The sequence below is a fragment of the Cyclobacterium sp. 10D3-21 genome (assembly GCF_055809755.1).
The window spans coordinates 2,307,875-2,332,796 of the sequence record NZ_CM147924.1; the positions used below are offsets into that span (position 1 = coordinate 2,307,875).

Consider the following 24,922-nt stretch of genomic DNA (forward strand, 5'->3'; position numbering starts at 1 on the left):
ATCTTAAATTATATGTAGTTTTGTTTTATATGATTTAGTGAGGTTATTGGTAAGGGCGTTGATTGCACGAATGTCCAATACAAATACAGTCGAATAATGAAGAAATCCTGGATTTTAATTTCAATGCTTAATTTTTTAATTGCTTCTGTTATGGGCTTGTTGCTAAGGGCAGCTTTTGTATGGGATATCAATTGGATGGATTACAAAAACATGTTGCATGGACATTCCCATGTGGCTTTGCTAGGCTGGTTGTACATTGGGTTTTTTATTATGATTCACGGTAGATTTTTACCCAAAGAATTGGCCTCCAAATCCATTTATACCTGGTTGTTTTGGTTGACTCAATTCTCGGTAACAGGTATGATGATAGCTTTTCCCTTGCAAGGCTATGCCGGATTTTCCATATTCTTTTCATCCCTACATATTGTTTTGAGCTATCTGTTTGCTTTTAGGGTATGGAAAGACCATAATAAGGAAGATGCACAAATAACCCTCTTAATAAAAACCGCCTTAAGTTTCCTCTTTCTATCCACATTTGGTGTTTGGGCGGTAGCTGTAATCATGGGAAATGGAGGTGGTGGAGGGATGTTGTACCAGGTCGCCATTCAGTTTTACCTTCATTTTCAGTTCAATGGTTGGCTTTTATTTGCCCTTTTGACCCTTGTTTTAAAAGACTTCAACCTGGGCATTTCATGGCAAGGGTTTCGTGTTATTTACTGGTTAATGGTAAGTAGTCAGATTTTGACATTTGCATTGGTATTGTTCTGGGCCTACCAGTGGAGCTGGAGTTATTATACCAATGCTGTCGGTGTTGTTATTCAGCTTTTTGGATTAGGAGCTATTTTTGTTTTCAAAAGAAAAACTGCGTCAATAATATTGTTTTCCTCTCCAGCCAAACCATTTTTAATTCTGGCTTTAATTGTAGGACTTATTCGGGTGGGTTTTCAATCCCTGCTCGTAGGGCCAGCGCTTACCGAAATGGCTGTTTTCCTTCGTATATTTATTATAGGTTTTATTCACCTCAATATGCTAGGTTTATTCTCTGCCTACTTGATGTTTTCCTTTTTCAATGCGTATGCTTTAGGAGCTACTAAAGGTGTGCTAAAACCAGCGATTTGGCCGTTTTATCTGGGGTTTATAGGTTCTGAGATGCTCTTGTTTGTTCAAGGCCTTTACATTTGGCAGAAATGGGGTTCCTTGGCCTATTTTCACGAAGGCATGTTTTTGCTCAGTTGTTTTTTACCTCTTGGGATTGGTGTTTATATCTATTTATTTCAACGCTACAGTGACAATAGATCCGGGATGCTACCCATAAATGTTTAATATTTATGAATTCTTGGGAATCGAAACAATGGACTGAATTTGATTGAAATGCATCAGGTAAATGGATAACTTCTCCACATTAAGTTTTAAACAAATAGATTATTTATGGTCCATTGATATACCAGTCCTATACCTGCTCCTAATACAATGATCATGGGAGAAGGAATTTTACTATACCTTAATAAAACATAGGTGCCTATGATAATAATTATATTGATGAAATTGTTTTCCATTGGTTCAAATAATAGGTAGGCGGCCGCTATTAACATTCCGCAACTGACGGCATTGATGCCTTCCAGAGCTGCTCTTACAGGGCGGTATTTTTTTAAGGCATCCCAAAACCGAATGACAAAAAATATCAGAAAAGTACCAGGCAAAAAGATGCCAGCTGCGGCTACCAGACCTCCGGTAATCATTCCTGTGGCTCCCCATTCGCGCATAGACAATGCTCCTATATAGGAGCTAATACTGAAAGTTGGTCCTGGAATACTCTGAGAAATGGCATAACCCGTCAAAAATTCTTCCGAGCTGAGGTAGTGCTTAAACTCCACAAATTCTGTGTAGAGGTAAGGTACGAGCACCTGTCCACCTCCAAAAATAAGAGACCCATTTCTGTAAAAATTCTCAAATAATCTTACCGGTAAAAATCTAGTGTAATGTCCTAAAATAGCCGCAACAATTAATACCCCCGCCCACAAAATAAAATTAGACCAGGAGATGTTTATTTCCGATTTCTCTTCTATTATTGGTTGTTTGTTGTAGTTATGTGTGGTGATCAACCCACCTACAAGCAGCATGATAGGGAAAATAAAGGGGGAGTTGTAAAAGAAGGCAATAAATGCTGCAATCATCATAAGAATGGCTGCTTCCACCGTATGGATCATTTTTTTTATTGTGATCTGGGAAGCGTAGATAATGTATCCGATGGCCATGGGCTGGATGAATTTTGCAAATCCCAGCTCTCCTTTGGTGTTGGATTGTAGGTACTCTATCAAAAAGGCTGTGGCTATCATTAGAATAGTAGCTGGGAGTACCCATACCAATAAAGAAAGATAGGCCAAAAGTGGCCCACCAACTCTAAAGCCTATTGCAGATATGGTCTGTGTAGAAGTAGGCCCTGGCAATACCAAACAGAGGGCATTTAATTCTAGCAAATCCTTTTCTGTGATAAAGCCTCTTTTTTTGACCATGATGTCCAGAACCATGGCCAAAAATACTTGCGGTCCTCCAAAAGCTGTCAGAGAAAGTACGAGCACATCTTTAAGATATATATAATACCGTACCTTTCTGATGTCCGTCATTGGAGATTTTTATTTTTTCAGCCCTAACTCTTTTAATCTTTCCTCTAAGAATTCACCAGCTGTGCAGTCTTCAAAGGTCTTTGGATGGTTTTCATCTACACATGAGTCAAGGCAACTTAAGTCCATTTCAGTTCGGGGATGCAGGAAAAATGGAATGGAATACCTACTCGTATGCATAAGTTCCCGCGGTGGATTTACCACTCGGTGAATGGTTGATTTGAGCTTTTTATTTGTCAACCTTTCCAACATGTCTCCTACATTTACGATCAATTGATCGGGTAGGGCTGTGATAGGAATCCATTTTCCATCTCTTCGCAAAACCTGAAGCCCGTCCGCACTGGCTCCCATCAGTAAGGTGATAAAGTTGATGTCTCCGTGTTCTGCAGCTCGTACGGCATCTTCTGGAACCGATTCGGTCTCTTTTATAGGGAAGTAGTGAATAGAGCGTAAGATGGAATTCCCATGTTCAATTTTGCTGTCAAAATAAGTTTCCTTAAGTCCCAAATTTAAGGCAATGGCCTGAAGCATTATTTTTCCAGCAGCTTCTAAAGTCTGAAATGCCTTCAAGGAAGTTTCTTTAAATCCCGGGACTTCCGTAGGCCAGATATTTGGAAGGTACTCTTCTTTTACTGGATCATCATTTGAAATCAAGTCAAGTGGCTGACCTACATGATAGAATTCTTTCAGATCCCCGGTATTTCTGCCTTTTGCATGTTCTTTTCCTTTACCAGCATAACCCCTTTGAAAACCTATTTCAGGCTTTTCATATTTGGATTTTACCTCATCAGGTTGCAAGAAAAAATTTCTAATGGCCGCATACAAGTCGTCTTGCAAGTCTTGGTCGAGGCCATGATTTTTTATAGCCACAAAACCAATGTTTTCGTAAGCTTCTCCTAGGTCCTTTACGAAGGCTGCTTTTTTTCTTCTGTCACCAGAAACAAAATCTGCCAAGTCAAGACATGGAACTTCTTCAAATAAAATTTCGCCCATTTGATTTTTAAGTTTAATGCAAGGTAATTTTTTTATTGTTAAAAATAAATACCTTTGAAGCCGGATTACACAATAGATTTTCAATTGGTGACTGAAATTGGAAAAAATGATAATGCGGAGTGGACAGAACTGTAGGGTGAAGTCAGTAAATGGGAAATAGCCTTTTTGATAGTGTTTTCTCCAGGTATTAAAATAGCTGATGTACCTTTGTCGTTAGATTCTTATGAACAACCAAATATGAAATATTACCAAAATTTTTTCGGATTGGCATTTGTAGTGGTAGCCATGATTTCTTGTGATTCCTCAAGCAATAAATCAGAAAATTTGAGTAACCAGCAAATCACAGATTCCATTGCTTCAGGAGAAGAAATGGCTGAAAAAATCACCTTTGAACATCTTCAAGCTGAAATGAATCCAGATGCAATGCTGGATATTTATAACCCCTTAGGAAATGAAAACTTCAAGGAGGGGAAAGTGGCCTTTTCTTTCAATATTCGTAACCATGGTTTGGGCAAAGAAAACCCATTAATGCTATCCTTAAATGGTGCTACGCCAAAAGCGTATAGTATGCCTAATTTCCAATTGGAATTAAACAAAGGAACTTATAGAGCGGTTGCTTTTCTGCTCAATAAGGAAGGTCTTGCATTAAAGGAGTATGGTAATTTTTCTGCGAGAGATTTTACAGTAGGCGGGTCCAGGCCTTTTCCTGAAGACGATGCTCCGTATTTAATTTTGCACCTTCCCGGTGAACAGCAATCATATGCAAGGGATGAGTCAGTGATTGTGGACTTTCTTTATTTGGGTGGTGGGCCAGATAGTGATGGTGTGAAAGTAAGAATTGAGATAGATGGGCAGGAGTATTTCACGCAAGAGATAGCGCCTGTGCAGTTGTCAAAACTCTCAAAAGGGCCTCATAGCCTGAAGATTAGTATAGTCGGCGCAGCCAATGGCCAAGAAGTAAGCGGAGTCTTTGCTAGCGAAACACGGAATATTATAGTAGAGTAAGTAGTAGTTATTTGCTTTAGGAAAGCAAGGTGCGTAGTACTGTTAACGATTTTATTTCCCCAAATCCGTCCATATGGATTTTATAGAACAATATCCAATCGTCCAATAATTGCCTTTTCACATTTCCCGGGATCACTGGTGGAGTATGGTCGGTACTTTCTAGAATTTGGTCTAAAAATTGGACTTTATTTTGGTATATCCTTCCTGATTGATCTACGGGGAGCTGTAGGAAAAAATCTGCTGCATCTTCAGGCTCAAATCCCAGGTAGCGAGAGGTACCTATCAAAAAGTTAAGTGCAAATAATCCCGGTTGGTAATGTTCAGCATCTAATGCTAAAATTTGCTTTTTCAGATGGTCAAAAAGCAATTCATTTTGATAGTTGTCATAAACTACTTTACCTAATATTTCAGCCACAAACATACTTATTCCCGAGCGAATAAAATCAAAAGGGATCCGCTGAAAACTGGCATCTGATTTTATTTCAGAAATTCTATTGATGTTGGCATTTTCTTTATCGTAAACGACAAGGTCAACCAGTGATAGTGGTTGGAAAAGGGCGATTTTAGACGAAGACTTAGTACTCCTTACCCCGTTTACCACGTAAGATTTGAGCCCTAGTTCCCGGGTAAATATTTTGGTGATTATCGAAGTTTCTCTGTATTTCGTATATCCAATTACAATACCAATCGTTTTTCTCAGCATTGGCCCATTACCTAAAGGTCATAAAAACACTTGCGACAGCGGGCCTCATAGCTTTCTTTTTCTCCCAACATTACTTTGTTTTTATCCGCTGACAACCTGTAACTAAAAGAGGCAAGATCACCACATTTCATGCAGATAGCATGCACTTTAGTGACATACTCTGCAATGGCCAATAATTGAGGCATAGGCTCAAATGGCTTGCCTTCAAAGTCCATGTCCAAACCGGCAATGATCACCCTTGTACCAGCCTTTGCAAGTTTTTCTACAACCGGTACAATCTGAGCATCAAAAAACTGAACTTCATCGATCCCCACAACATCACAATTTCCCGCGAGTAGCAAAATATCTTCTGCGAACTGTACGGGGGTAGATCGGATTATATTTTCATCATGCGATACGACATTGTTTTCATCATACCTTTTGTCTATGGCAGGTTTAAAAATCTCCACTTTTTGTTTGGCGATTAATGCCCTTTTAAGCCTTCTGATCAATTCCTCTGTTTTGCCAGAAAACATTGAACCGCATATTACCTCTAATTGCCCCTTTGGGCCATGTTTTCCGGTTTTTCCTAAAGATGGTTCAATAAACATAAATTCTGGATATGGTAAAAAATCTCTATAATTGATTTGATCAAACAGAGCGATTGAATCAAGACCAACATAAATTTGTGGAATGATTAAACAGCCAAAATTAATTGATTTATATTTATTAATAAAGATTAAATGCAGATTAAGCAATAGAATATGAAATGGCCTGTCCATGCGCCTTTCAAGAACTGATGAAATGGCAAGAGAACTGGCTGGTTTTTAGTTGTGCAGGACGGTTTTAAGCTACAGATGTTTCCGAATCCACTGCCTTTTGTTCTTTATGCCAAAAAAGGCGAGAAATGAAGATTTTACCTAAAAGATTCTAACACGGCTAAGTGCAAAATCTTTTGCCAGCGTGAATTTTATTTAAAATTTAACTTGGAGGTACTACCTTGAGGATGATACTGGGGAAGAGGTAAGTATTTGACATTGAATTGGTTTATCCTGAATGAGGTGTGGTGTTTAAAGGTTTTAGAAAGTCAGAAGTGAATTTGGCGTTTACAATTCTATTGGCTTCTTTATTTAAAGAATAAATTACATAACTTTACCTCTGTACAATATGGAAAAATTCAAGTAATATGACGAAACAAATGATTTTAGATCAGGATTATATTGACAGTTATTCCAGAGATTTTTCTCAAATAATCTGCGACAATCATTTTACCCACCAGAGATACATTGGTGGACAAGAAATTATTGAGCTAACCCATTCTTCTCAACTTAATTTAATGGTTATCAGAGAGCTTTTTGAGGATTGGCAAAAACAGACCGATTCCTTCGCTCAAAACCCTTATTTTGACTTTCAGGACAAGGTTGTAAAAGAAGCATTGTCCACTTTTATGAATGTGCTTTCCAGAGCCATTAAAATTGAGCGGATAGACTTCGAACCGTTATTAAGTAAAGCGGTGGCCAAAACCATATACCTGGCAGTGGATCCAGTTGCTTTTATTGAACAAATTTTGGATGAAGGGCATAAAGAACCTGTTTCCTATGTAAAGGAATTGAAAAAATACATTAAATGGTACCGGGAGTCCTGGGTTACTGCAGCGGAGAACTGGGCTGTCGACTCAGGGAACTTCTTTTGGAAACAAAAACTATATGAAGGTTTTGAGAAGGAAATCAGTGATTCCTCACAACCAATAGTATTGCTCGAGCCTTTGCAAAAAATATTGGCCTTGAACTTTGATAAGCTAATCCAAGATATACCTGAGGTGGCAACAGATGAAATGGTAACTGAAGTGGCCAAAGAGTTGGAAGAGGCCCCGAAGCATTATATTGTTGAATCAACAGAAATAGCTATTGAAAAACAGGAAGTGGAATCCTCAAATGAAATCCAGGAAGATAAATCTTCCAATGAAAAGCGGATTGAAACGATAGATCCGTCAATTGTCTGGGCCAAGTTTGATGCTGAGGAAAATCCATATATGAAAGGAAGTATTTCCCATTTGAAAGAAGGTATGGGGATCAATCAGCGGATTATGTTTACCAAAAGGCTTTTTCAGGGCAATCCGGATTTGATGGATCAGGCCATTTTCGAGTTGGATGCAACGGATAGTTTCTTTGAAGCAATTGATTTACTTAATCAGAGTTTTGTTTTGAGTCTGAATTGGGACATCCATTCTGAGGAAGTGCTGGAATTGCTTCAGTTGATTTTTAGAAAATATGACGCAGTCTAATGGAACTGAGGAATCATTATGCAAATCTGCATAAGTCAGCCTTAACCACAATATACAAGGAGGGCTTTTCTCAAGACCTTGATTTGGACAACCCAAGGGATCTAAGGAGGGGAATGACCCTACTTCTTAGGCCTGATACACAGCTGAAAGAAGCATTTAAAAAGTTTATTTTTAAAGCTCAACAAATTATTCCTGATCAATATTTCTATCAAGCAGCGGACATGCATGTCACTATTATGCCCATTGTTTCTTGTTACGAGGGATTCTCTTTGGAAAAAATTGATCTGAATAAATACGATAGCCTTATTCAAAATGCCTTAAAAGGAATAAGTAAAATAGAGCTAAACTTTGAGGGAGTGTTCGCCTCTCCTTCATGTTTAATTATCAAAGGTTTTCCTCTAAATGATTCGCTAGCGCATTTTAGGCAAAATCTTAGGGATACTTTCGCTACTTCGAATGTGGAACAGTCATTGGACAAGCGCTACAAACTGGTCACAGCACACAGTACAGTTATAAGGTTCCGTAAACCTATTGAAAATGTAGATTTGGTGCTGTCATTAGTGGATACCTTTAGCAATCATAAATTCGGATACCAGCTTTTTGAACAAGTTGAATTTGTTTACAATGATTGGTACCAGCGAAAATCTATTGTAAAGACTTTGAATACCTATTTGCTTGCCTCTCAGTAAATTGGATAGGAAGTTCGATAGCGCCTACCTTTTAGGATGGACCAACACATTGTCCACATAAAATATTCCCAATGCTACTTTTTTGTCAGCGCCAGGCAATGGAGGTTCAATGTCCTCATTGGGTGTTTTTCTATTGGGAAGGTCTCTGTATTCCCCGGTTCTAAAGGAAATCCGTTCAACTGATTTTACTGCCTCTATAAGGGGTAGACTTTTGGCGACTAGTTGACCATTCCAATACAGGTCATATTGTCCATATATACTGGCATGAATGTCCAATTTTATGCTGTTCCATTTATTGAGGGTGACTTCTCCCAAATTAATTTCCTTATTTCCTGAGAAATAGATTAGATTTCCAGATGGGGTCAATTTTAACCGTATAGGTCGGTTACCAAACTGGTCTGTAATGTCCATTTCCATTGTACCCTTATTGGTATCTGGTACCATAAAATCCCATCCGATTTCTACATCTTGGCTTGTCTCGAATACTCGGATCGCTCTCGCATAATCGTAAGGGTCTTCATCCGAGAGTTGCAATGCCAGCCCATGTACTCTAGATGAATTCACTATATTGACAGGAGCCCATTTGGGCGAATAAATGTTCCAGTTCGGAATTTCCCCATTCTCTACAAGTTGGTCAAAGGTATCATTAATTGGGCCATTGACAGTGTATCGGATTGGAGTTGGTACCTTGCTTACCCACATGTCTTCCTTATTCATGCTATAGGTTAGCCACATGTCATCACCAGGAGGATTTCCATTGCCTTTTACGATGCCTCTGACATAACAAGGCCCAAAATCCTTCCATCTTCCATAAAATCTTCTGGCTGGGACTTCGCCTTGAACCAAAACCATGTCATCAAAAATTACTCCGTCATCTGAACTGATTACAATTAGCGGGTACCGGTATTCGTCAATATCTATGGGGTTATAGGTCAGTGCGTAACGATCGTCTTCAGTTTGCTGCCCCCATACCTTTCCGCCGGCCATGGTAAGTGTCGATGCCTTTACGAACTTAGAAAAGTGCTTGCCACCATCTTCGGATATAGCGGTTACAGATCGCTTCCAAAAGCCTACTATTTTCCCATCTTTTCGGGAATAATAAGAAAATGCTTCTCCTCCCCGTTCTCCTGAATAAAATCCATCCAGACCAATGTCTTCATCCCTCCATTGTAAGGTGACGAGTGTATTCGCAAGTAATTCCTCGCAAGCAGCTATAAATGCCTTGTCAGTAGCTGTTTTGTAAAAGGGAAAAGAGGTGTTGGAAGCATCCCAATCCGTATGGCTATTGTACCTGATAAAATAAATAGGCCCATAACTGCCATCCTTATTCACTTCTCTTACCACCCTACCAATGCCGCCTTTCTCAAATGGGTCTTCTGTATGTCCATAAAAAGCTATAGTGAGAAGTTTTCCATTTTTACTTACATAAAAACCCATTCTCTGGTGCATCATATAACCATCATATCCTTCCGGTATACGAACTCCAGTAGGAGGCTGGTAAGGAGGGAAAATCACTTCTGGCTTGGACCAATTTCTACCATCGGAGGAGGTCGTCATTAAAGTCTGTCCGGGAGCAATGTGTTCATCTACAGGATTGCTTAGGTACTGCTGATAAAACTTACCTTCCCAGTAGGCAAGGTTGGAGGCGTGATTGTAAGTCCAACCATAATCATCAGCCAATTGAGGATTTGTTCGATTTACCCGTAACGTTTGCCTGCTATCTACGCCGATGGCATACCTCAGTCTGCCCTCATGCCTGTCTGGATCAACACTGTTGCCACCAATATAGCGTACCGGCTCATGAATACTGCCTGTTTGGCTAAGCCCTGCAAGAGGTAAGCCAAACAGTAACAATAAACGAATATAGAAACAAAGGTTACGGGAAATCATTGGCTTAGAGTTTAATGAAGATCTTATTCTTAAACAGGATATAAGCCGGAATAAAATTGATCATTACAAACAAAATGGCATACAGCATACTCACAAAATTGACCGGAAGTCCTATGCCAGTAAATACATCTATAAAATACATGTTAAGCGATTGACCACCTATTTCAAGGGTATAAAAAATCAATGACAATACATCAGCCAAAACGTATACTGTAATGGCATTGGCTCCAAAGATGATTCCGACAGAGGTTCCTTTCTTTTTGCCGAGAATATCTACCACAAAATAGCATGCGCCCAAAGCAATAAATCCTGCTCCTCCTGTGATCAGTGTAAAAGAACTGGTCCAAAGGTGTTTGTTGATAGGGAAAACCTGTGCCCAAAGTAAGCCAGTCAGTACAATTACCAAGCCTATGGACATCAGGTAATTTGATTTTAAATTTTCACTTTTATCCGATAATAAAATTCTCCCTGCAAGAAGGCCAAGAATACCTGTAACAATTGCTGGAAGAGTTGTAAAGAATCCTTCAGGGTCCCAAGTGCCTTCCCACATTCTTCCTGGCAAAAACATTCTGTCAATCCAAGCCGCAAGGTTTCGTCCTGGCTCTAACATTACCACTCCTTCATCCGGAGTAGGGATCAAGGTCATACATAACCAATAAAAAACAAGTATTCCCCCACCAAGGTAGGCTTGCTTTTTCCAGCCGACATTTAAAAACAAAAATGAACTTGCTAGAAAGACAATTGATATTCTTTGTAAAACCCCAGCAATCCGCATGTTTGAAAAATCAAAGTCGGGAATAAGGTTTAGAAAAATTCCCAAGACAAAAAGCTTCAGTGCCCGAGTGATAATTTTCTTGTACATTCCACTTTTTGGAATCCCTTCCTCCAGCCTTTTAGAATAGGCAAAGGCTACCGAGACGCCTACCATAAAAATGAAAAATGGGAAAATGAAATCTGTCATGGTCATTCCATTCCATTCTGCATGCAATAAGGGAGGGTATACATGACTCCAAGAACCTGGATAATTCACCAGAATCATGGCGGCAATCGTAAAACCCCGGAGCGCATCCAGAGATATTAATCTAGTAATTGTAGGCTTCATACAATATATTTTTTTATTTAATAGTCAATTTAATACCATGAGGTGTAATAATAAGGCTACTTAAACATTTTAATTATGAATAAAATCACTCGGATAGTTCCCTTTTTACTTTTAATAAGCTGCTTTTTTGCCTGTCAATCCTCGCCAGATCGAAATGAGGCTGTTGAGAATATTTATATTGATTGGGAATTGAAAAGTAACTTTACGGACGAAGAAGGTCAATTTGAAGCTAGTTTTGGAATAGAAAATCGGAGCCAATTGACGCTCGGGGAAAAGGATTGGGCCTTGTTTTTTAGTATGTCTCCAAGAGCCATATTGTCCACCGAAAACGCAAACATTACCCATCTTAATGGTGATTGGTATAAATTGAGCCCTATAGAGGGTTTCTCATTGACTCCTGGTGAACGCATAGAGGTTCCATATGTGGGGATCGAAGGGGTCATCAAAGAGTCAGATGCTCCCATGGGTTTATATTTTGTTTTTTACAGTGAAGATGGAGCATCGGAAGAGATTATTGCCGTCAATAATTTAGAAGTTAAGCCTTTTACAGAAGACCAACAGCGCTTGAGAGGGACCATGGACAATGAGGTCCCTTATTCAACAGAAAGCCAATATGAGACCAATGAGAATTTAGTGAAATTGGATAAAGAGGATTTATTCCCAATTATACCTACTCCTTATCAAGTGAAAAAAGGGAATGGGAATTTCACAATCGATGAAAAAACTTCTATTGGATTTGAAGAAGGACTTTCCAATGAAGCAGAATACCTTGGAGAGAAGCTCAGTTCCCTTACTGGCGTTACATTTTCTAGTGAAGCCGGTGTTACCAGCAATCCGGGGATAGTTTTAAAGCTTGCAGATATTGAAGTGAATGGAAAAAAAGAAGAAGCCTATCAATTGGATATCGATCAGAATGGCGTGACAATATCGGGAGCTGATCCTGCAGGTGTTTTTTACGGTGTACAAAGTTTACTGGCCCTTTTGGGAAATGATGCCTATTTGAATCCACAAATGCCCCTTACCTTACCATATATTGCTATCGCCGATTCTCCAAGATTCGGTTTCAGGAGTTTGCATATGGACGTGGTAAGAAATTTTCAAACCAAGGAGACCATTAAAAGGACCCTTGACATCATGGCGCATTACAAGCTGAATCATTTTCTGTTTTATACAACTGAAGATGAAGGATGGAGATTGGAAATCCCTGGATTACCTGAACTTACTGAAGTAGGTGGACAAAGACAACATGCCAAAAGCATGCATGACCCTTCCGTACATCCAGGGTATGGTTCTGGTCCCTTTGCTTATATGGAAGGTAAATATGGGAGTGGGTTCTATACTAGAGAGGAGTTTGTTGATATCCTGGAATATGCAAAAGAAAGACATATTACGGTGATTCCAGTATTGAATTTCCCGGGACATGCCCGAGCGGCCATCAAGTCTATGGAGAAAAGGTACCTGAGATTAATGGAAGAAGGGAAAACAGAGGATGCAGAAGCTTATCGCCTTATAGATCCGGAGGACGAGTCGAAATACATGTCTGCCCAATCGTTTAAAGACAATGTAGTAAATGTAGCAAGTGCGTCAACGTATGACTTTTACCTCAAAGTAGTGGACGAATTGACAAAAATGTATGCAGATGCTGGGCTGGAACTTAAAAAAATGCATTCTGGAGGAGACGAGGTAGCGGAAGGGGCTTGGACTGCCTCTCCTCAGGCGAAAAAACTTTTGGAGAAGCTACCTGAAATCAAAGATCCTAAAAACCTTCAGACTTATTTTTTCAGGACATTATTGGAGAAATTGGCAGATAGGGATTTAGAAATGCATGTTTGGGAAGAAATGGTGCTGTTAAAAGATGAATCTGGTGTGTATTCCCCAAATCCAGAATTTGTCGGAAAAAAAGTAGTTCCTTATATATGGAACAATATGTTTGATTATCCTGATTTGGGATACCAGTTGGCAAACATGGGCTATGATGTGGTACTTTGTAATGTGTCCAACTTTTACTTTGACCTGGCCTATAGCAACGACCCGGAAGAACCAGGCTTGTATTGGGCTGGATTTGTCAATACCAAGAATGCATGGGCCTTTGCTCCATATGATTGGTTCAAGACTACATATAAGACCAGTATGGGCGAGACAATAGATCGGGACAAAGAATTTAAAGACATGGTAAGGATTAATCCAGATGCCAAAGAAAACATCATAGGACTTGAAGCACAGCTATGGACTGAAACAGTGAAGGGTAGGGATATGGCAGAATACTATATGTTTCCTAAAATGCTTGGGTTTGCAGAAAGTGCATGGGCGGCGGAACGCGATTGGGAGAAGGAAACCGATTTGGTTAAAATGGATCAAAGCATTGCTAAAGGCTGGAACCAATTTGCCAATAGGGTTGGACAAACTGCGTTTCCAAGGCTAAAGTGGTGGAATGGCGGTTATAATTACAGAATAGCTCCTCCTGGAGCTAAGGTACTGGATGGTAAATTGTATGCCAATGTGAATTTTCCTGGCTTACAAATAAGGTATACTACTGATGGTAGTGAACCTACATTAGCAGCCGAAGAATATACTGGGCCGGTACAGATCAGTGGAGAGGTCAACCTAAAGGTGTTTGACGAAACAGGCAAAGGAAGCAGAACAATCAAAGTTTCACCCAAGAATTGGGAGCTCAGAGAGACTAGGTAAGATTTAAAAATAACAGATTTCAAAAATTAATGTATGGATTTTAAAGGCTAAGTTATGTTAAGTGTTAAACACAGGATAATATTCTGTGTTTAACACATTTTTCAATAGTGCTCACTAGACCAATAAAATGTATCCTCATATAATTAGTTTGGTGAAAAGGTTAGAATTTAAAATGAAAAGTTAATGTATTAAAATTTAACACAATTTTAATTTATTGGTAATATTTCAATGATTTTAATAAACTATTCATTGTTTTTTCGTGAAATATTCCATAAGACATTCATTTACAATTATTAGTGATTTAATTGTTTTCGCAAAATGAAGATTAAAATACGTGATTTGCGCAGAATTTTCCAATTTATTCCTTGATATTCATAAATAATTAGGTGGCAATAAAGAATTAAATATTCTATTTGGCAACCAAATGATTTACCAAAACGATAAATACTTGGATTATGGAACAACCTGACAAAAAAGTAATGGATGGTTTTCGAAATGGCGACAAAAAAGCTTTTGAAAAAATTTACCAATATTACAGAATTCCTGTAATTCGCTTTAGTGTTTCCATTATTAAGGATGAACAGGAAGCGGAGAATATTTATCATGAAGTATTCATGAAAATTCTTAAAAGAAGAAAAAATATAAAACCTGAATTGAACTTCAATTCTTATGTTTTTACTTCTGTGAAAAATGAGATTTTCGACTACTTAAAAGCCTTGAATAAAAATAAGACTTTGAAAGAACAGTTTTGGGAAAGGATTCATCAACAGGAAGATGAATGTGGTCAGATAAAAGAGGAACAACTCACCAAAATGGAAGGCATTATTGGCAACCTTTCACCCAAAAGGAGACAGATTCTTGAAATGAATTATTTCGAGAAAAAATCTTATAATGAAATTGCAGATTTATTGATGATTTCTAAAAACACAGTAAAAAATCAGTTGGTTAAGGCAAAGTTCATCCTTCGTAGAGAGATGGAGTAAAAGGACTGAATTTTTTTTTTAATTTGATGGCGAATTTCATTGTCATTTTTCTTCATTTATTTTTTATCCTTGTGCAATTTAAAGGTGAGTCGTCTTGGGGTTTTGTGAAATTTTCAGTTCGACTTTGTAAATAATCAACATTGACTAATTTTTACGAGATTTCTTCTCGCAATAGCATGTTTATTGTCTTTTTCGGAGAATTGAAGGGAAAGTTGTGCTCTATTGGCTAAACTCTGTTGCCCTCCTCAAAATCTATAGATTTATTCGATACTTCAATATTTTCTATCAATTGAGGAATTCGCCTACCTATTGGGTCTGCAGGGCGGGAATTAATTGTAAACATGCAATTTGAGCGGTGGTTTAGCATTTTAAGCAAAATCGCTGAAGAAATACTTCCTTCGAACACAAATCAATACTTTTTATATGATTTCGAACTTGGATTTCTCCCTTAGTAACGACTCTTTAAGTTCAAGAAGAATATACTTTGTAAAATTGTATTGACATTGTATATAAAAGTATAAGAAATCGATCGCTACAGGTAATATCTTTAGTATTTCCTGTTTATGCAATATTTACGTCCTTCATAGTATGAAACATTTTAAGCAAATATTACCGCTGTCTGGGTTGCTATTCTTTTTTATGGTAGTGGTTGGATTGGAAGGGTATTCTCAAAACGAATACATAGGAAACAATAGAGAGCTTTTTGTAGATGATTTTTTGATTGATCAACTAGATGGAGCCAGGTTAGAGATGCATGCTCCAAAGGATGAAGGAATAGCGTTTACTTTAGACAATCCCTGGGAAGGAAAATTTTCGTTGTATTCTACCATCATTAAAGATGATAACATTTACAGGGCCTATTACCGTGGATTGCCCGATGTGGTAGAAGGAAACAATAGGGAAGTGACTTGTTATGCAGAATCAAAAGATGGCATAAATTGGTACAAGCCTAAGCTTGGGATTCATAAAATCAATGGATCGAAAGATAACAATGTGATTTTGGTTGAAAAAGCATTGACCCATAATTTCAGCCCTTTTTTGGACACCAATCCAAATGCAAAAGTCAAAGAAAGATACAAAGCGCTTGCTGGTAAAAAGGCGACTGGATTGTATGCACTTACCTCAGATGACGGGATACATTGGGCAAAAACCAAGGATGAACCTGTTTTAAATGAAGGAAACCTGGATTCCCAGAATGTTAGCTTTTGGTCGCCAAGTGAAAAAAAATATTTGGTTTATTTCAGAACCACGGATGCTGGGTTTAGATCCGTAAGCAGGGCTTCATCTATTGACTTTGATACCTGGGATGAAGGGGTTACAATGAAATATGGGGCAGCACCCTTAGAGCACTTGTATACCCAGCAGACAAGTCCCTATTTCCGGGCTCCTCAAATTTATCTTGCGATAGGGGGTAGGTTTATGCCCAACAAACAGGTTGTCACAGATGAACAAGCAGCTACAATGGGTATTGACCCAAATTACTACAAAGCTTGTTCGGATGCTTTTTTTATGTCTTCCAGAGGAGGAGATGTTTACAATAGGTATTTCATGGAATCCTTTATCCGGCCAGGGATAGGTTTAAACAATTGGGTTTCTCGCACCAATTATCCTGCTTTAAATATGGTCCAGACCGGCGCTCATGAAATGTCCATTTATGTTAACCAGGATTATGCTCAAACTACGGCTCACCTGAGGAGGTATTCGATGAGATTGGATGGCTTCTCTTCTTTATCTGCCGGATATGATGGCGGTGAAATGATCACAAGGCCATTTGTTTTCGATGGTAAAGCTTTGGAGCTGAATTTTTCCACATCTGCTGCTGGAGAAATATTCGTAGAATTACTGGATGATAATGGTCTTAGAATCCCAGGTTTTTCCAAAGAAGAATGTCAGCCTATAATTGGAAATGAACTGGCAAGAAACGTTTATTGGAATAAAAATACTGATGTGTCCAAGCTTTCGGGAAAAGCTGTCAGGATGAAAATATATTTAAAAGATGCAAATATTTACTCATTTAGATTTCACTAAAATGCAAGGATTCAAAAAATACACATTACTCATTCTATTGCTTTTAATTCAAGGAGTAGTCTTTGCCCAATTCCCTAATATTGGGAGCAATAGAGAACTTTTTGTGGATGAGTACCTAATAGCCGATCTAAATGGTGCCAAGCTCAAAATGCATGAACCTGTAGATCAGGGAGCAGTCATTAAATTTGAAAAACCCTGGGAAGGTGCATTTTCCGCTTACTTCACTGTTATCAAGGACGGGGATACTTATAGGGCATATTACAGAGGTGTACCCGAGGCAGGAAGTGATGGAAACGACGGAGAGGTTACCTGCTATGCTGAGTCCAGAGATGGCATTAATTGGACCAAGCCAGATCTAAATCAGTATACCGTTAAAGGCACTAAAAAGAACAATGTGATATTGGCAAATGCCGCTCCTGTCACCCATAATTTCAGTCCCTTTCTGGATAGTAATCCACAGGCAAAAAATTCCGAAAGATTCAAAGCCCTTGGAGGAACAAAAAATAGTGGGTTGGTAGCCTATGTTTCCAGTGATGGCATAGAATGGCGAAAATTACAAGAACAAGCAGTATTTACCAAAGGGGTGTTCGACTCACAGAACGTGGTTTTTTGGTCCATAAGCGAGGGGCAATATGTGTGTTACTTCCGTACCTGGACTGGGGATGGTTACAGTGGCTTTCGTTCGGTAGGAAGAACTACCTCCAAGGATTTTGTCAATTGGTCCGAACCTGTTCAAATGAGCTTTGGAAACACCCCATTTGAACACCTGTATACACAGCAAACAAGTCCCTACTATCGTGCTCCACAAATTTATTTAGCTATAGGTGCGAGGTTTATGCCCAACAGGAAAGTGGTCAATGACGAAGAAGCGAAAAAATTAGGTGTGAATCCAAAATACTATAACGATTGCTCTGATGCTGTATTGATGTCTTCCAGAGGGGGAGGATCTTATCAAAGGCAATTTATGGAGTCCTTTATCAAGCCAGGCATAGGTTTACAAAATTGGGTTTCCAGATCCAATTATCCGGCATTAAATATTGTCCAAACTGGAGATACGGAAATGTCGATCTATGTCAATCAAGATTACGCCCAGCCAACAGCCCATTTGAGAAGGTATTCTATGCGATTGGATGGATTTGCTTCTTTATATGGGGGCTATGATGGGGGCGAAATGACCACAAAACCTTTTGTATTTGAAGGAGACGTTCTGGAATTGAATTACGCTACCTCAGCAGCAGGTGAGATTTTAGTTGAATTACTGGATGAAAAAGGGAACAAGTTGCCAGGTTATTCCATGGAGGAATGTCAGCCCATTATAGGAAATGAAATCTCAAGAACTGTTTATTGGAATAAATCCAACAATTTGTCCAAATTGGCCGGAAAGCCTGTTAAAATGAGGATTTATTTAAAAGATGCAGATGTATTCTCTTTTAAATTTGACTAGAATGCCAATTTCTCAATAATTAATTATACAGTTGGTATACTATCGATTCATATTTGTGCCCTATTTTATTTCTTTATCTAATTTTGGTTTATGGTTGATACAATTTGGTCAAATTAAAATAACTAAACTAGCTTTAATATTTTTTAAAATACTATTTAACACCAAGACTGGGTCTTTGTAATATTGTATTAATAATGTAAAAGAAAGTATAAGTAAACGGTTAATTCATATAATATCTTTGGTATGTGCATGTTTGTGCAATATTTAAATCATTATTATATGAAAAAATTTATACAAGAATTGCGACTATTTGGGCTAATGATCCTTTTTATGATCATGGCCGGATCGGAGGGTTATTCACAAGGGTCCAGAGAAGTCTCCGGGACCATCACGGATGCTTCAGGGGAGTCTCTTCCGGGAGTGAATATTCTGGTTAAAGGTACCTCCGTAGGTACCGTTTCGGATATTGATGGGGATTACCGGATATCCCTGCCCCAAGGGCGGGATATACTGGTATTTTCATTTATTGGGTTCACCAGTAAAGAGATTAGTATTGGTAACAACAGTTCCATTAATGTACAACTTTCCTCTGCTCTTTCTGACATGGATGAAGTTGTGGTCATTGGTTTCGGTGAGCAATCCCGAGAACTATTAACTACCTCCGTATCCAAAATGGATGAGCGGGTTTTAGAAAACATTCCTTTTGCGAATGCCGCATCAGCCATGCAGGGAACATTGGCAGGAGTCAGGGTACAAACGACTTCAGGGCAACCAGGAGCAGCACCCAGAGTAATTGTAAGGGGAGGAACATCGATTAATAACCCTAATGGAGCAGCCCCTTTATATGTGGTGGATGGAGTTATTAGGCCTGACATTAACAATATAGCACCAGGTGATATTGAGACCTTTCAAGTGTTAAAGGATGCCGCATCTACCTCAATATACGGCGCCAGAGGATCAAATGGGGTGGTGGTTATCACTACCAAATCGGCTAAAGCTGGTTTTGTTTCTGCTACCTATTCAGGAAGTTATTCTTTGTCCCAACCTGGGAGTTTGTATGATTTGGCCTCTTCACGGGATTATTTGACCTTCGCTAGAAGAGCAATGATCGTTCAGGATAATTTCCCTGATGCTTCATTTAGAAATACTAACCCAGTAGGATTCGGGACAGGAAATGACCTGACCAATAATACTGCTTATACCACACAGTATTTAACATCGGATAACGAATACAAGCTTAATGAAGGATGGGAAAGCATGCCAGACCCTCTTGATCCTTCTAAAACGTTAATTTTTAAGGATACCGATTGGCAGGATGTATTGTTTAGAACAGCTACAATTCAAAATCATCACGTGTCAGTTTCTGGAGGTACAGAAAAAGCGAAAGTGACTGCCAGTCTGGGTTTCTTGGACAATGAAGGAATAGCCATTACTACTGGGTACAAGCGGTACACCATGAATGTCAATGGAGATTTTAAAGTAAGTGATAAATTCAGCTTTTATGGAATAGTCAACTATGCGAATTCAAAAGACAATCAGGTCAATAGTATTACTAATATTTTTGCCAGGGCAATCACTTTACCTCCAACAACAAAATACCGATTTGAGGATGGTACCCTTGCACCAGGACAGGCATTGAGTGAAGGAAATCCTGAATATGTATTGAGGAACAGGGTGGCAGAAAACAGGTCAGAAAACCTGACTTTTTCCGTTGGTTCCAGATGGCAAATAACGCCGGAGTTAAGCTTTGACCCGCAATTATCCATTTATAATACAACTGATGATTCCTATAATTTTCAGCCTGCTGTTTTGAATGGGCCTACCAATCTGGTAGATAACAGATCAGCGAGTGCTTCGATTTCTAAATGGAGACAAACTCAGGTGGATGCGGTTTTTCACTATTCCAAAACTTTAGGTGAAGCGCATAATGTGAACGCAACTGCAGGTTATGCCTACTTTGGAAGAAATATTTCTTCTCTGAGCGCTTCAGGCCAGGGTGCTTCTACAGATCTTATCCCAACACTAAATGCTTCTGCTGAAGCTACAAGTGTTAGCAGTGCTATTTCAGATCAGGTTATCCATGGTTATTTTGGTAGAGTAAATTATGACTACAACTATAAATATTTAGTTTCAATAAATGCAAGGTATGATGGGGCATCTAATCTGGGAGCGAATTACCAGTGGGGCTTTTTCCCAGGGGTAGCTTTGGGTTGGAACATGCACAATGAAGATTTTTGGGAAGCATTGCCACAAAATATATTCAGCAAACTTAAAATTAGATCCAGTTATGGTATCAACGGTAATATTGGGAATTTAGGGGATTTTTCCGCTCAAGGAGCCTATGGCGTAGGGGCAAGGTATGGTGGATATGCCGCTATTCAAAACACCCTGATACCCAATCCTGAGTTGAAGTGGGAAAGGTCAAAGACTTTGAATTTTGGTGCAGACCTAACTCTTTTTGACCGCTTAGGGCTTGTTCTAGACGTGTATAGAAGGGTTACGGATAACCTGATCACTAATTTGGCTTTGCCACCATCTACTGGTTTTGGTAGTACCCTTACCAATTTGGGTAGCTTAGAGAACAAAGGAGTAGAGTTGGAAGTGAATTACAATGTTTTGCCTTCTGCTTCCGATTTTCAATGGAACCTGGCAGCCAATTTTGCTACCCTTCAAAACAAAATATTAAAACTCCCTGAAAATGGAGCGGAAAGAAATCGTGTAGGTGGATATTATGTTTGGGATGCTGGACTGGGAGACTATTCCTGGCAAGGAGGCCTTCAGGAAGGCGGAAGTCTGGGCGAATATTATTCTCATGAAGAATTGGGCGTTTATGCTACGGATCAGGATGCAGAAAATGCGCCAAGTGATACCTACAAAAGATATCCAGATGTCTCATTTGGAGGAGATTTTATCTGGAATGATTTAGATAACAATGGGGTAATAGACGAAAAGGATAAAAAATATGTTGGTACCGAATTCCCAACCTTAACTGGCGGGCTTACCAATACTTTTTCCTATAAAAATTTGATGCTTTCCCTTCGTATGGATTATACAGTTGGACACACTATTTACAATTATGCCCGGGCATTTATGGAAGGTCAATGGAAGTTGAACATGAACCTTACCCAAAATTTAGTTGACAATGGCTGGCAGGAACAAGGCGATGTGGCAACATTGCCGAGATACGATTGGGAAAGTACCAGGGCCCAAGTCAACGTTCATCCAAACCGCACAGGCCAGGGGTACTATGAACCTGGTGATTACCTAGCCATAAGAGAACTAAGCTTAAGCTATAACTTGCCAAAAAGCGTATTAACGCCTATTAATTTGGAAAATGTAAGGCTTAGCCTGACGGGTAATAACCTGTATTATTTCACCAAATACAAGGGACTAAACCCGGAATTTGGCGGACGGGATTATGGACGTTACCCTATTCCGAGAAACTTTATTTTTGGTCTAAATATTACCTTTTAATTTATAATAAAGGAATCATGAAAAACTTAAATATAGCTTTAATTATAAGCCTATTTCTATTCGGCTCCTGTTCCGATCTGCTGGATGTTTCACCTACGAGTGTGATTACCACGGAGTCTTTCTGGAAGACAGAAGGGGATGCAGAAGGTGCCTTGATTGGAATGTATGTCAACCTCAGAAGTATTTCTACCTCTACCTTGTATTATCTTGGAGAAGCAAGAGCCGATGTTGTAGCCCTTGGGACTGTGGGCGATGGCGGATGGGCTAAGTATTACACAAACCGCTTGCAACCTGATGATGCAGGGCCAAGTTGGCAGAGTTTGTATACACTGGTAAATAGTGCCAACCTAATTCTCAAATATGTGCCAGGAATTGACTTTGCATCTGAAGACAGGAAAAACACCATCTTGGCGGAGGCATATACCATGAGAGCATTTACCTATTTTGTAATGACGAGAACCTGGGGTGATTTACCCTTGCGTATGGATCCAACGGAAAGTGAAAATCCTGAGTTGACGCAAATTGAAAGAACCGCACAAAGTGAGATTTTTCAATTCATAAAAGGAGATATTGATAAAGCTTTACAGCTGTTTCCTGACAATAGCTACGCAGAAAATAAGATGTTCTGGTCTAAGCCAGCCACTAGCGCACTTAAAGGGGAGGTTTACCTTTGGACCGCCAAACAAATGGGAGGTGGCAACGCGGATCTTCAAACTGCATTGGACGCATTAGAGGACATTCAAAACACAGATGTGGATTTATTGGATAATTTTGCTGATGTCTTTGATTATGACAATAAGGGCAACAAAGAAGTTATTATGGCTGTAAGATTTGCCGAACTCGAATCTGCTGGTAATAATTATTTCAACGCCATGTATCTCATCGGAAGTGCTATCCCTGCCAATATTTCTGCAGAAGCAAGGGAAACAATAGGAGCAATAGGTGGAGGGAGCAATAATATTACAGTTCCTACAGCATATGTTAAATCCTTGTTCACCAATGATGATCAAAGGAAGGATGCCTCCTTTTATGAAATATATACTATCGGGGAGAATGAAGCTTTGACTTATTACACAACAATAGTAACAAAGGGAAGTGGTACAGTAATAGGGGGTAGTAGAAATTTTATTGATGACATTATTTTATACCGGTATGCTGATGTTTTATTGATGATCGCTGAAGCCAAAAATGCCCTGGGAGAAGATCCTTCATTGGAGATTAATCAAGTCAGAATGCGTGCCTACGGTGATCAATACAGTGATTATGCCTTTACAGCAGGTTCTGTAGAAGAAAACGATGAGATCATCCTGGAGGAAAGGCTAAGAGAATTGGCCTTTGAAGGTAAAAGATGGTGGGATCTTGTGCGTTTTGACAAAGCCATCGAAATGCTTCCTACTTTAAGTGAAAAAGATAATCCAGAACAAAAAATCCTATGGCCTATCTCTACTAGCATTTTGAGTTTGGAAAATAAAATCACTCAGAATCCAGGGTATTAATAAATTCATGAAAGCTTGATTACTCAGAGGAAATGATTGTTAACCAAATGAAAATAGGTTTGGTATTGCTTGCACTTTTGTGTGGAGTTACCTCTGGGTGTAATTCAAAAGAAGCAGCAAGTCCCAGACCAAATATTTTGCTGATTGTTTCTGAGGACAATAGTTCAGATTTGGGGTGTTACGGGAATACACACGTACACACCCCAAACCTGGACAAGCTTTCTGAAAATGGCGTTAAATTTCTTAATGCCTATACCAGCTATGCAGTATGTAGTCCTTCCCGAAGTAGTATTTTCACCGGCTTATACCCACATCAAAACGGGCAGCTCGGATGGGCTACACACTATTATGCATTATATTCCGGGATAAAAGTTTTGCCCAACTACCTTAAGGAAACAGGTTATAGGACAGGAATCCTTGGTAAGGTTCACGTTAACCCTGCTGAAAGATTCGACTTTGATTTTGAAGCATTGCCTGGGTCCAATTTCAAAAAAGAAAGCTTAAAGGATTATGCTTCGCAGGCAAAGAAATTTGTCAGTCAATCAGAAGACCCCTACTTTTTGATGGTGAATTTCCCAGATGCCCACTTGCCATTTCAGAACGAAGTGGAAGGTTTACCTAGCCAGAAAGTAGATCGGAATAAGATTAAGGAAACACTTCCTTTTGTCGGGGTAAATAATGAAAGATTGCTGGACCAAACTGAAGCTTATTACAATTGCATGAATAGGTTGGATGAATCTATAGGGATGTTGTTGGATAGTTTAGGTGATTTATCCAACACCTGTATTATTTACCTAAGTGATCATGGAGCTCAATTTAGTCGGGGAAAACTTACCAATTATGAAGGTGGTCTGAAAGTTCCGTTTATCATTTCCTATCCTGAAAAAATTAAAGAAATTGGTTCAAGTAGAGAAGAATTGATTTCTGTGATTGATATTTTGCCTACAGTGTTAGATCTAACAGGGACATCAGGTGATTTTAATTTACCAGGAAGATCCTTGATGGATTTATTTACAAAGAATGGAGAGGAGACAAGTTGGAGGACCTATCTGGGGGCAGATGGAGAAGGAGCCTCACCTGTATTTTATTACCCTAGAAGGAGTATAAGGGGCGAGCGATACAAACTGATCCAAAATATTGACGTTGGCAGAGGGGAATTCCCTGCTTTTAAGGCCTATGCCAATCCTGATTTTGGTTCTGGTGCTACTATTGAAGAGATCGCAGCCTCAGCCGAAAAGGTGCGCCAGGCTTATGAAATCTGGAGAAAACCTCCAGACTGGGAATTGTATGATTTACAGGAAGATCCCTGGGAGTTTGAGAATTTAGCTGAAAAACCAGAGATGACGAATGTGTTGGACTCCATGAAAGAAGCACTTGCAGCATGGAGAAAAGACACCGGGGACCCTTTTTTATCAGCCGAGAAACTAAGAAAATACACCTTTGAAATGGATTCCATAAATACTCTTTACCCTGATCATAGTTACCGAAAGGTGGAGGGTTTTAAATGGGAGTACTTGGAATACCTTAACAATTAACCGTTAGT

General features: G+C 39.1%; 17 protein-coding genes. 11 read left to right on the forward strand and 6 right to left on the reverse strand.

What is annotated here, in order from left to right:
• The first annotated feature begins 96 nt into the window (after positions 1-96).
• Positions 97-1,323 (forward strand): hypothetical protein, encoded by a 1,227-nt coding sequence (locus AC0L7T_RS09450; protein WP_473342313.1) that lies wholly within the window; start codon positions 97-99, stop codon positions 1,321-1,323.
• Between the two features lie 86 nt (positions 1,324-1,409).
• Here the strand turns inward: AC0L7T_RS09450 and chrA are convergent, their stop codons facing one another.
• Both chrA and AC0L7T_RS09460 read right to left on the reverse strand, forming a co-directional pair.
• Positions 1,410-2,624: a chromate efflux transporter gene (gene chrA / locus AC0L7T_RS09455; RefSeq protein ID WP_473342314.1), complete on the reverse strand. Its 1,215-nt coding sequence runs from the start codon at positions 2,622-2,624 to the stop codon at positions 1,410-1,412.
• A 9-nt stretch (positions 2,625-2,633) separates the two neighbouring features.
• Positions 2,634-3,614 carry an isopenicillin N synthase family dioxygenase gene (locus AC0L7T_RS09460; protein ID WP_473342315.1) on the reverse strand — a complete coding sequence of 327 codons (981 nt, stop codon included), beginning with the start codon at positions 3,612-3,614 and terminating at the stop codon, positions 2,634-2,636.
• A 237-nt stretch (positions 3,615-3,851) separates the two neighbouring features.
• Here AC0L7T_RS09460 and AC0L7T_RS09465 point away from each other — a divergent pair, with 237 nt between their 5' ends.
• Positions 3,852-4,619, forward strand: a complete 768-nt coding sequence (locus AC0L7T_RS09465) for a hypothetical protein (RefSeq protein ID WP_473342316.1) — start codon at positions 3,852-3,854, stop codon at positions 4,617-4,619.
• Between the two features lie 16 nt (positions 4,620-4,635).
• On the opposite strand, the gene recO is transcribed toward AC0L7T_RS09465, so the two are convergent.
• Both recO and AC0L7T_RS09475 read right to left on the reverse strand, forming a co-directional pair.
• A complete protein-coding gene (gene recO, locus AC0L7T_RS09470; RefSeq protein ID WP_473342317.1) occupies positions 4,636-5,322 on the reverse strand; it encodes a DNA repair protein RecO in 687 nt (228 codons plus the stop codon).
• A gap of 11 nt (positions 5,323-5,333) precedes the next feature.
• Positions 5,334-5,912 (reverse strand): thymidine kinase, encoded by a 579-nt coding sequence (locus AC0L7T_RS09475; protein ID WP_473342318.1) that lies wholly within the window; start codon positions 5,910-5,912, stop codon positions 5,334-5,336.
• A gap of 575 nt (positions 5,913-6,487) precedes the next feature.
• Here AC0L7T_RS09475 and AC0L7T_RS09480 point away from each other — a divergent pair.
• Both AC0L7T_RS09480 and AC0L7T_RS09485 read left to right on the forward strand, forming a co-directional pair.
• Complete coding sequence (locus tag AC0L7T_RS09480; RefSeq protein ID WP_473342319.1) at positions 6,488-7,585, forward strand: hypothetical protein; 1,098 nt, start codon at positions 6,488-6,490, stop codon at positions 7,583-7,585.
• A complete protein-coding gene (locus AC0L7T_RS09485; RefSeq protein WP_473342320.1) occupies positions 7,585-8,274 on the forward strand; it encodes a 2'-5' RNA ligase family protein in 690 nt (229 codons plus the stop codon). Before AC0L7T_RS09480 ends, AC0L7T_RS09485 begins: the two co-directional genes overlap by 1 nt.
• Positions 8,275-8,298: 24 nt before the next feature.
• Here AC0L7T_RS09485 and AC0L7T_RS09490 read toward each other — a convergent pair whose 3' ends face one another.
• Positions 8,299-10,164: a hypothetical protein gene (locus tag AC0L7T_RS09490; RefSeq protein WP_473342321.1), complete on the reverse strand. Its 1,866-nt coding sequence runs from the start codon at positions 10,162-10,164 to the stop codon at positions 8,299-8,301.
• Positions 10,165-10,168: 4 nt separating this feature from the next.
• A complete protein-coding gene (locus AC0L7T_RS09495; RefSeq protein ID WP_473342322.1) occupies positions 10,169-11,266 on the reverse strand; it encodes an acyltransferase family protein in 1,098 nt (365 codons plus the stop codon).
• Between the two features lie 75 nt (positions 11,267-11,341).
• Between AC0L7T_RS09495 and AC0L7T_RS09500 the strand changes: the two genes are divergently transcribed.
• The 7 genes from AC0L7T_RS09500 to AC0L7T_RS09530 all read left to right on the forward strand — a co-directional run bounded on the left by AC0L7T_RS09500 (position 11,342) and on the right by AC0L7T_RS09530 (position 24,914).
• Positions 11,342-13,954: a family 20 glycosylhydrolase gene (locus AC0L7T_RS09500; protein ID WP_473342323.1), complete on the forward strand. Its 2,613-nt coding sequence runs from the start codon at positions 11,342-11,344 to the stop codon at positions 13,952-13,954.
• Positions 13,955-14,409: 455 nt separating this feature from the next.
• Positions 14,410-14,937, forward strand: a complete 528-nt coding sequence (locus AC0L7T_RS09505; protein ID WP_473342324.1) for an RNA polymerase sigma factor — start codon at positions 14,410-14,412, stop codon at positions 14,935-14,937.
• 588 nt (positions 14,938-15,525) lie between these two features.
• Positions 15,526-16,965, forward strand: coding sequence for a hypothetical protein (locus AC0L7T_RS09510; RefSeq protein ID WP_473342325.1), 1,440 nt, complete (start codon positions 15,526-15,528; stop codon positions 16,963-16,965).
• A 1-nt stretch (position 16,966) separates the two neighbouring features.
• The gene (locus AC0L7T_RS09515) at positions 16,967-18,409 is read left to right on the forward strand and encodes a hypothetical protein (protein WP_473342326.1); all 1,443 of its coding nucleotides are present in this window, start codon (positions 16,967-16,969) and stop codon (positions 18,407-18,409) included.
• 279 nt (positions 18,410-18,688) lie between these two features.
• Positions 18,689-21,883: a SusC/RagA family TonB-linked outer membrane protein gene (locus AC0L7T_RS09520; protein WP_473342327.1), complete on the forward strand. Its 3,195-nt coding sequence runs from the start codon at positions 18,689-18,691 to the stop codon at positions 21,881-21,883.
• A 17-nt stretch (positions 21,884-21,900) separates the two neighbouring features.
• Positions 21,901-23,379, forward strand: coding sequence for a RagB/SusD family nutrient uptake outer membrane protein (locus AC0L7T_RS09525; RefSeq protein WP_473342328.1), 1,479 nt, complete (start codon positions 21,901-21,903; stop codon positions 23,377-23,379).
• A gap of 32 nt (positions 23,380-23,411) precedes the next feature.
• Entirely contained in the window at positions 23,412-24,914 is a 1,503-nt protein-coding gene (locus AC0L7T_RS09530) for a sulfatase family protein (protein WP_473342329.1), read from the forward strand.
• Positions 24,915-24,922 lie beyond the last annotated feature (8 nt).

Coding starts and splice junctions, on each gene's coding strand:
- AC0L7T_RS09450 (WP_473342313.1), top strand. CDS start 97: ATGAAGAAATCCTGGATTTTAATTTCAATGCTTAATTTTTTAATTGCT.
- chrA (WP_473342314.1), bottom strand. CDS start 2,624: ATGACGGACATCAGAAAGGTACGGTATTATATATATCTTAAAGATGTG.
- AC0L7T_RS09460 (WP_473342315.1), bottom strand. CDS start 3,614: ATGGGCGAAATTTTATTTGAAGAAGTTCCATGTCTTGACTTGGCAGAT.
- AC0L7T_RS09465 (WP_473342316.1), top strand. CDS start 3,852: ATGAAATATTACCAAAATTTTTTCGGATTGGCATTTGTAGTGGTAGCC.
- recO (WP_473342317.1), bottom strand. CDS start 5,322: ATGCTGAGAAAAACGATTGGTATTGTAATTGGATATACGAAATACAGA.
- AC0L7T_RS09475 (WP_473342318.1), bottom strand. CDS start 5,912: ATGTTTATTGAACCATCTTTAGGAAAAACCGGAAAACATGGCCCAAAG.
- AC0L7T_RS09480 (WP_473342319.1), top strand. CDS start 6,488: ATGACGAAACAAATGATTTTAGATCAGGATTATATTGACAGTTATTCC.
- AC0L7T_RS09485 (WP_473342320.1), top strand. CDS start 7,585: ATGGAACTGAGGAATCATTATGCAAATCTGCATAAGTCAGCCTTAACC.
- AC0L7T_RS09490 (WP_473342321.1), bottom strand. CDS start 10,164: ATGATTTCCCGTAACCTTTGTTTCTATATTCGTTTATTGTTACTGTTT.
- AC0L7T_RS09495 (WP_473342322.1), bottom strand. CDS start 11,266: ATGAAGCCTACAATTACTAGATTAATATCTCTGGATGCGCTCCGGGGT.
- AC0L7T_RS09500 (WP_473342323.1), top strand. CDS start 11,342: ATGAATAAAATCACTCGGATAGTTCCCTTTTTACTTTTAATAAGCTGC.
- AC0L7T_RS09505 (WP_473342324.1), top strand. CDS start 14,410: ATGGAACAACCTGACAAAAAAGTAATGGATGGTTTTCGAAATGGCGAC.
- AC0L7T_RS09510 (WP_473342325.1), top strand. CDS start 15,526: ATGAAACATTTTAAGCAAATATTACCGCTGTCTGGGTTGCTATTCTTT.
- AC0L7T_RS09515 (WP_473342326.1), top strand. CDS start 16,967: ATGCAAGGATTCAAAAAATACACATTACTCATTCTATTGCTTTTAATT.
- AC0L7T_RS09520 (WP_473342327.1), top strand. CDS start 18,689: ATGAAAAAATTTATACAAGAATTGCGACTATTTGGGCTAATGATCCTT.
- AC0L7T_RS09525 (WP_473342328.1), top strand. CDS start 21,901: ATGAAAAACTTAAATATAGCTTTAATTATAAGCCTATTTCTATTCGGC.
- AC0L7T_RS09530 (WP_473342329.1), top strand. CDS start 23,412: ATGATTGTTAACCAAATGAAAATAGGTTTGGTATTGCTTGCACTTTTG.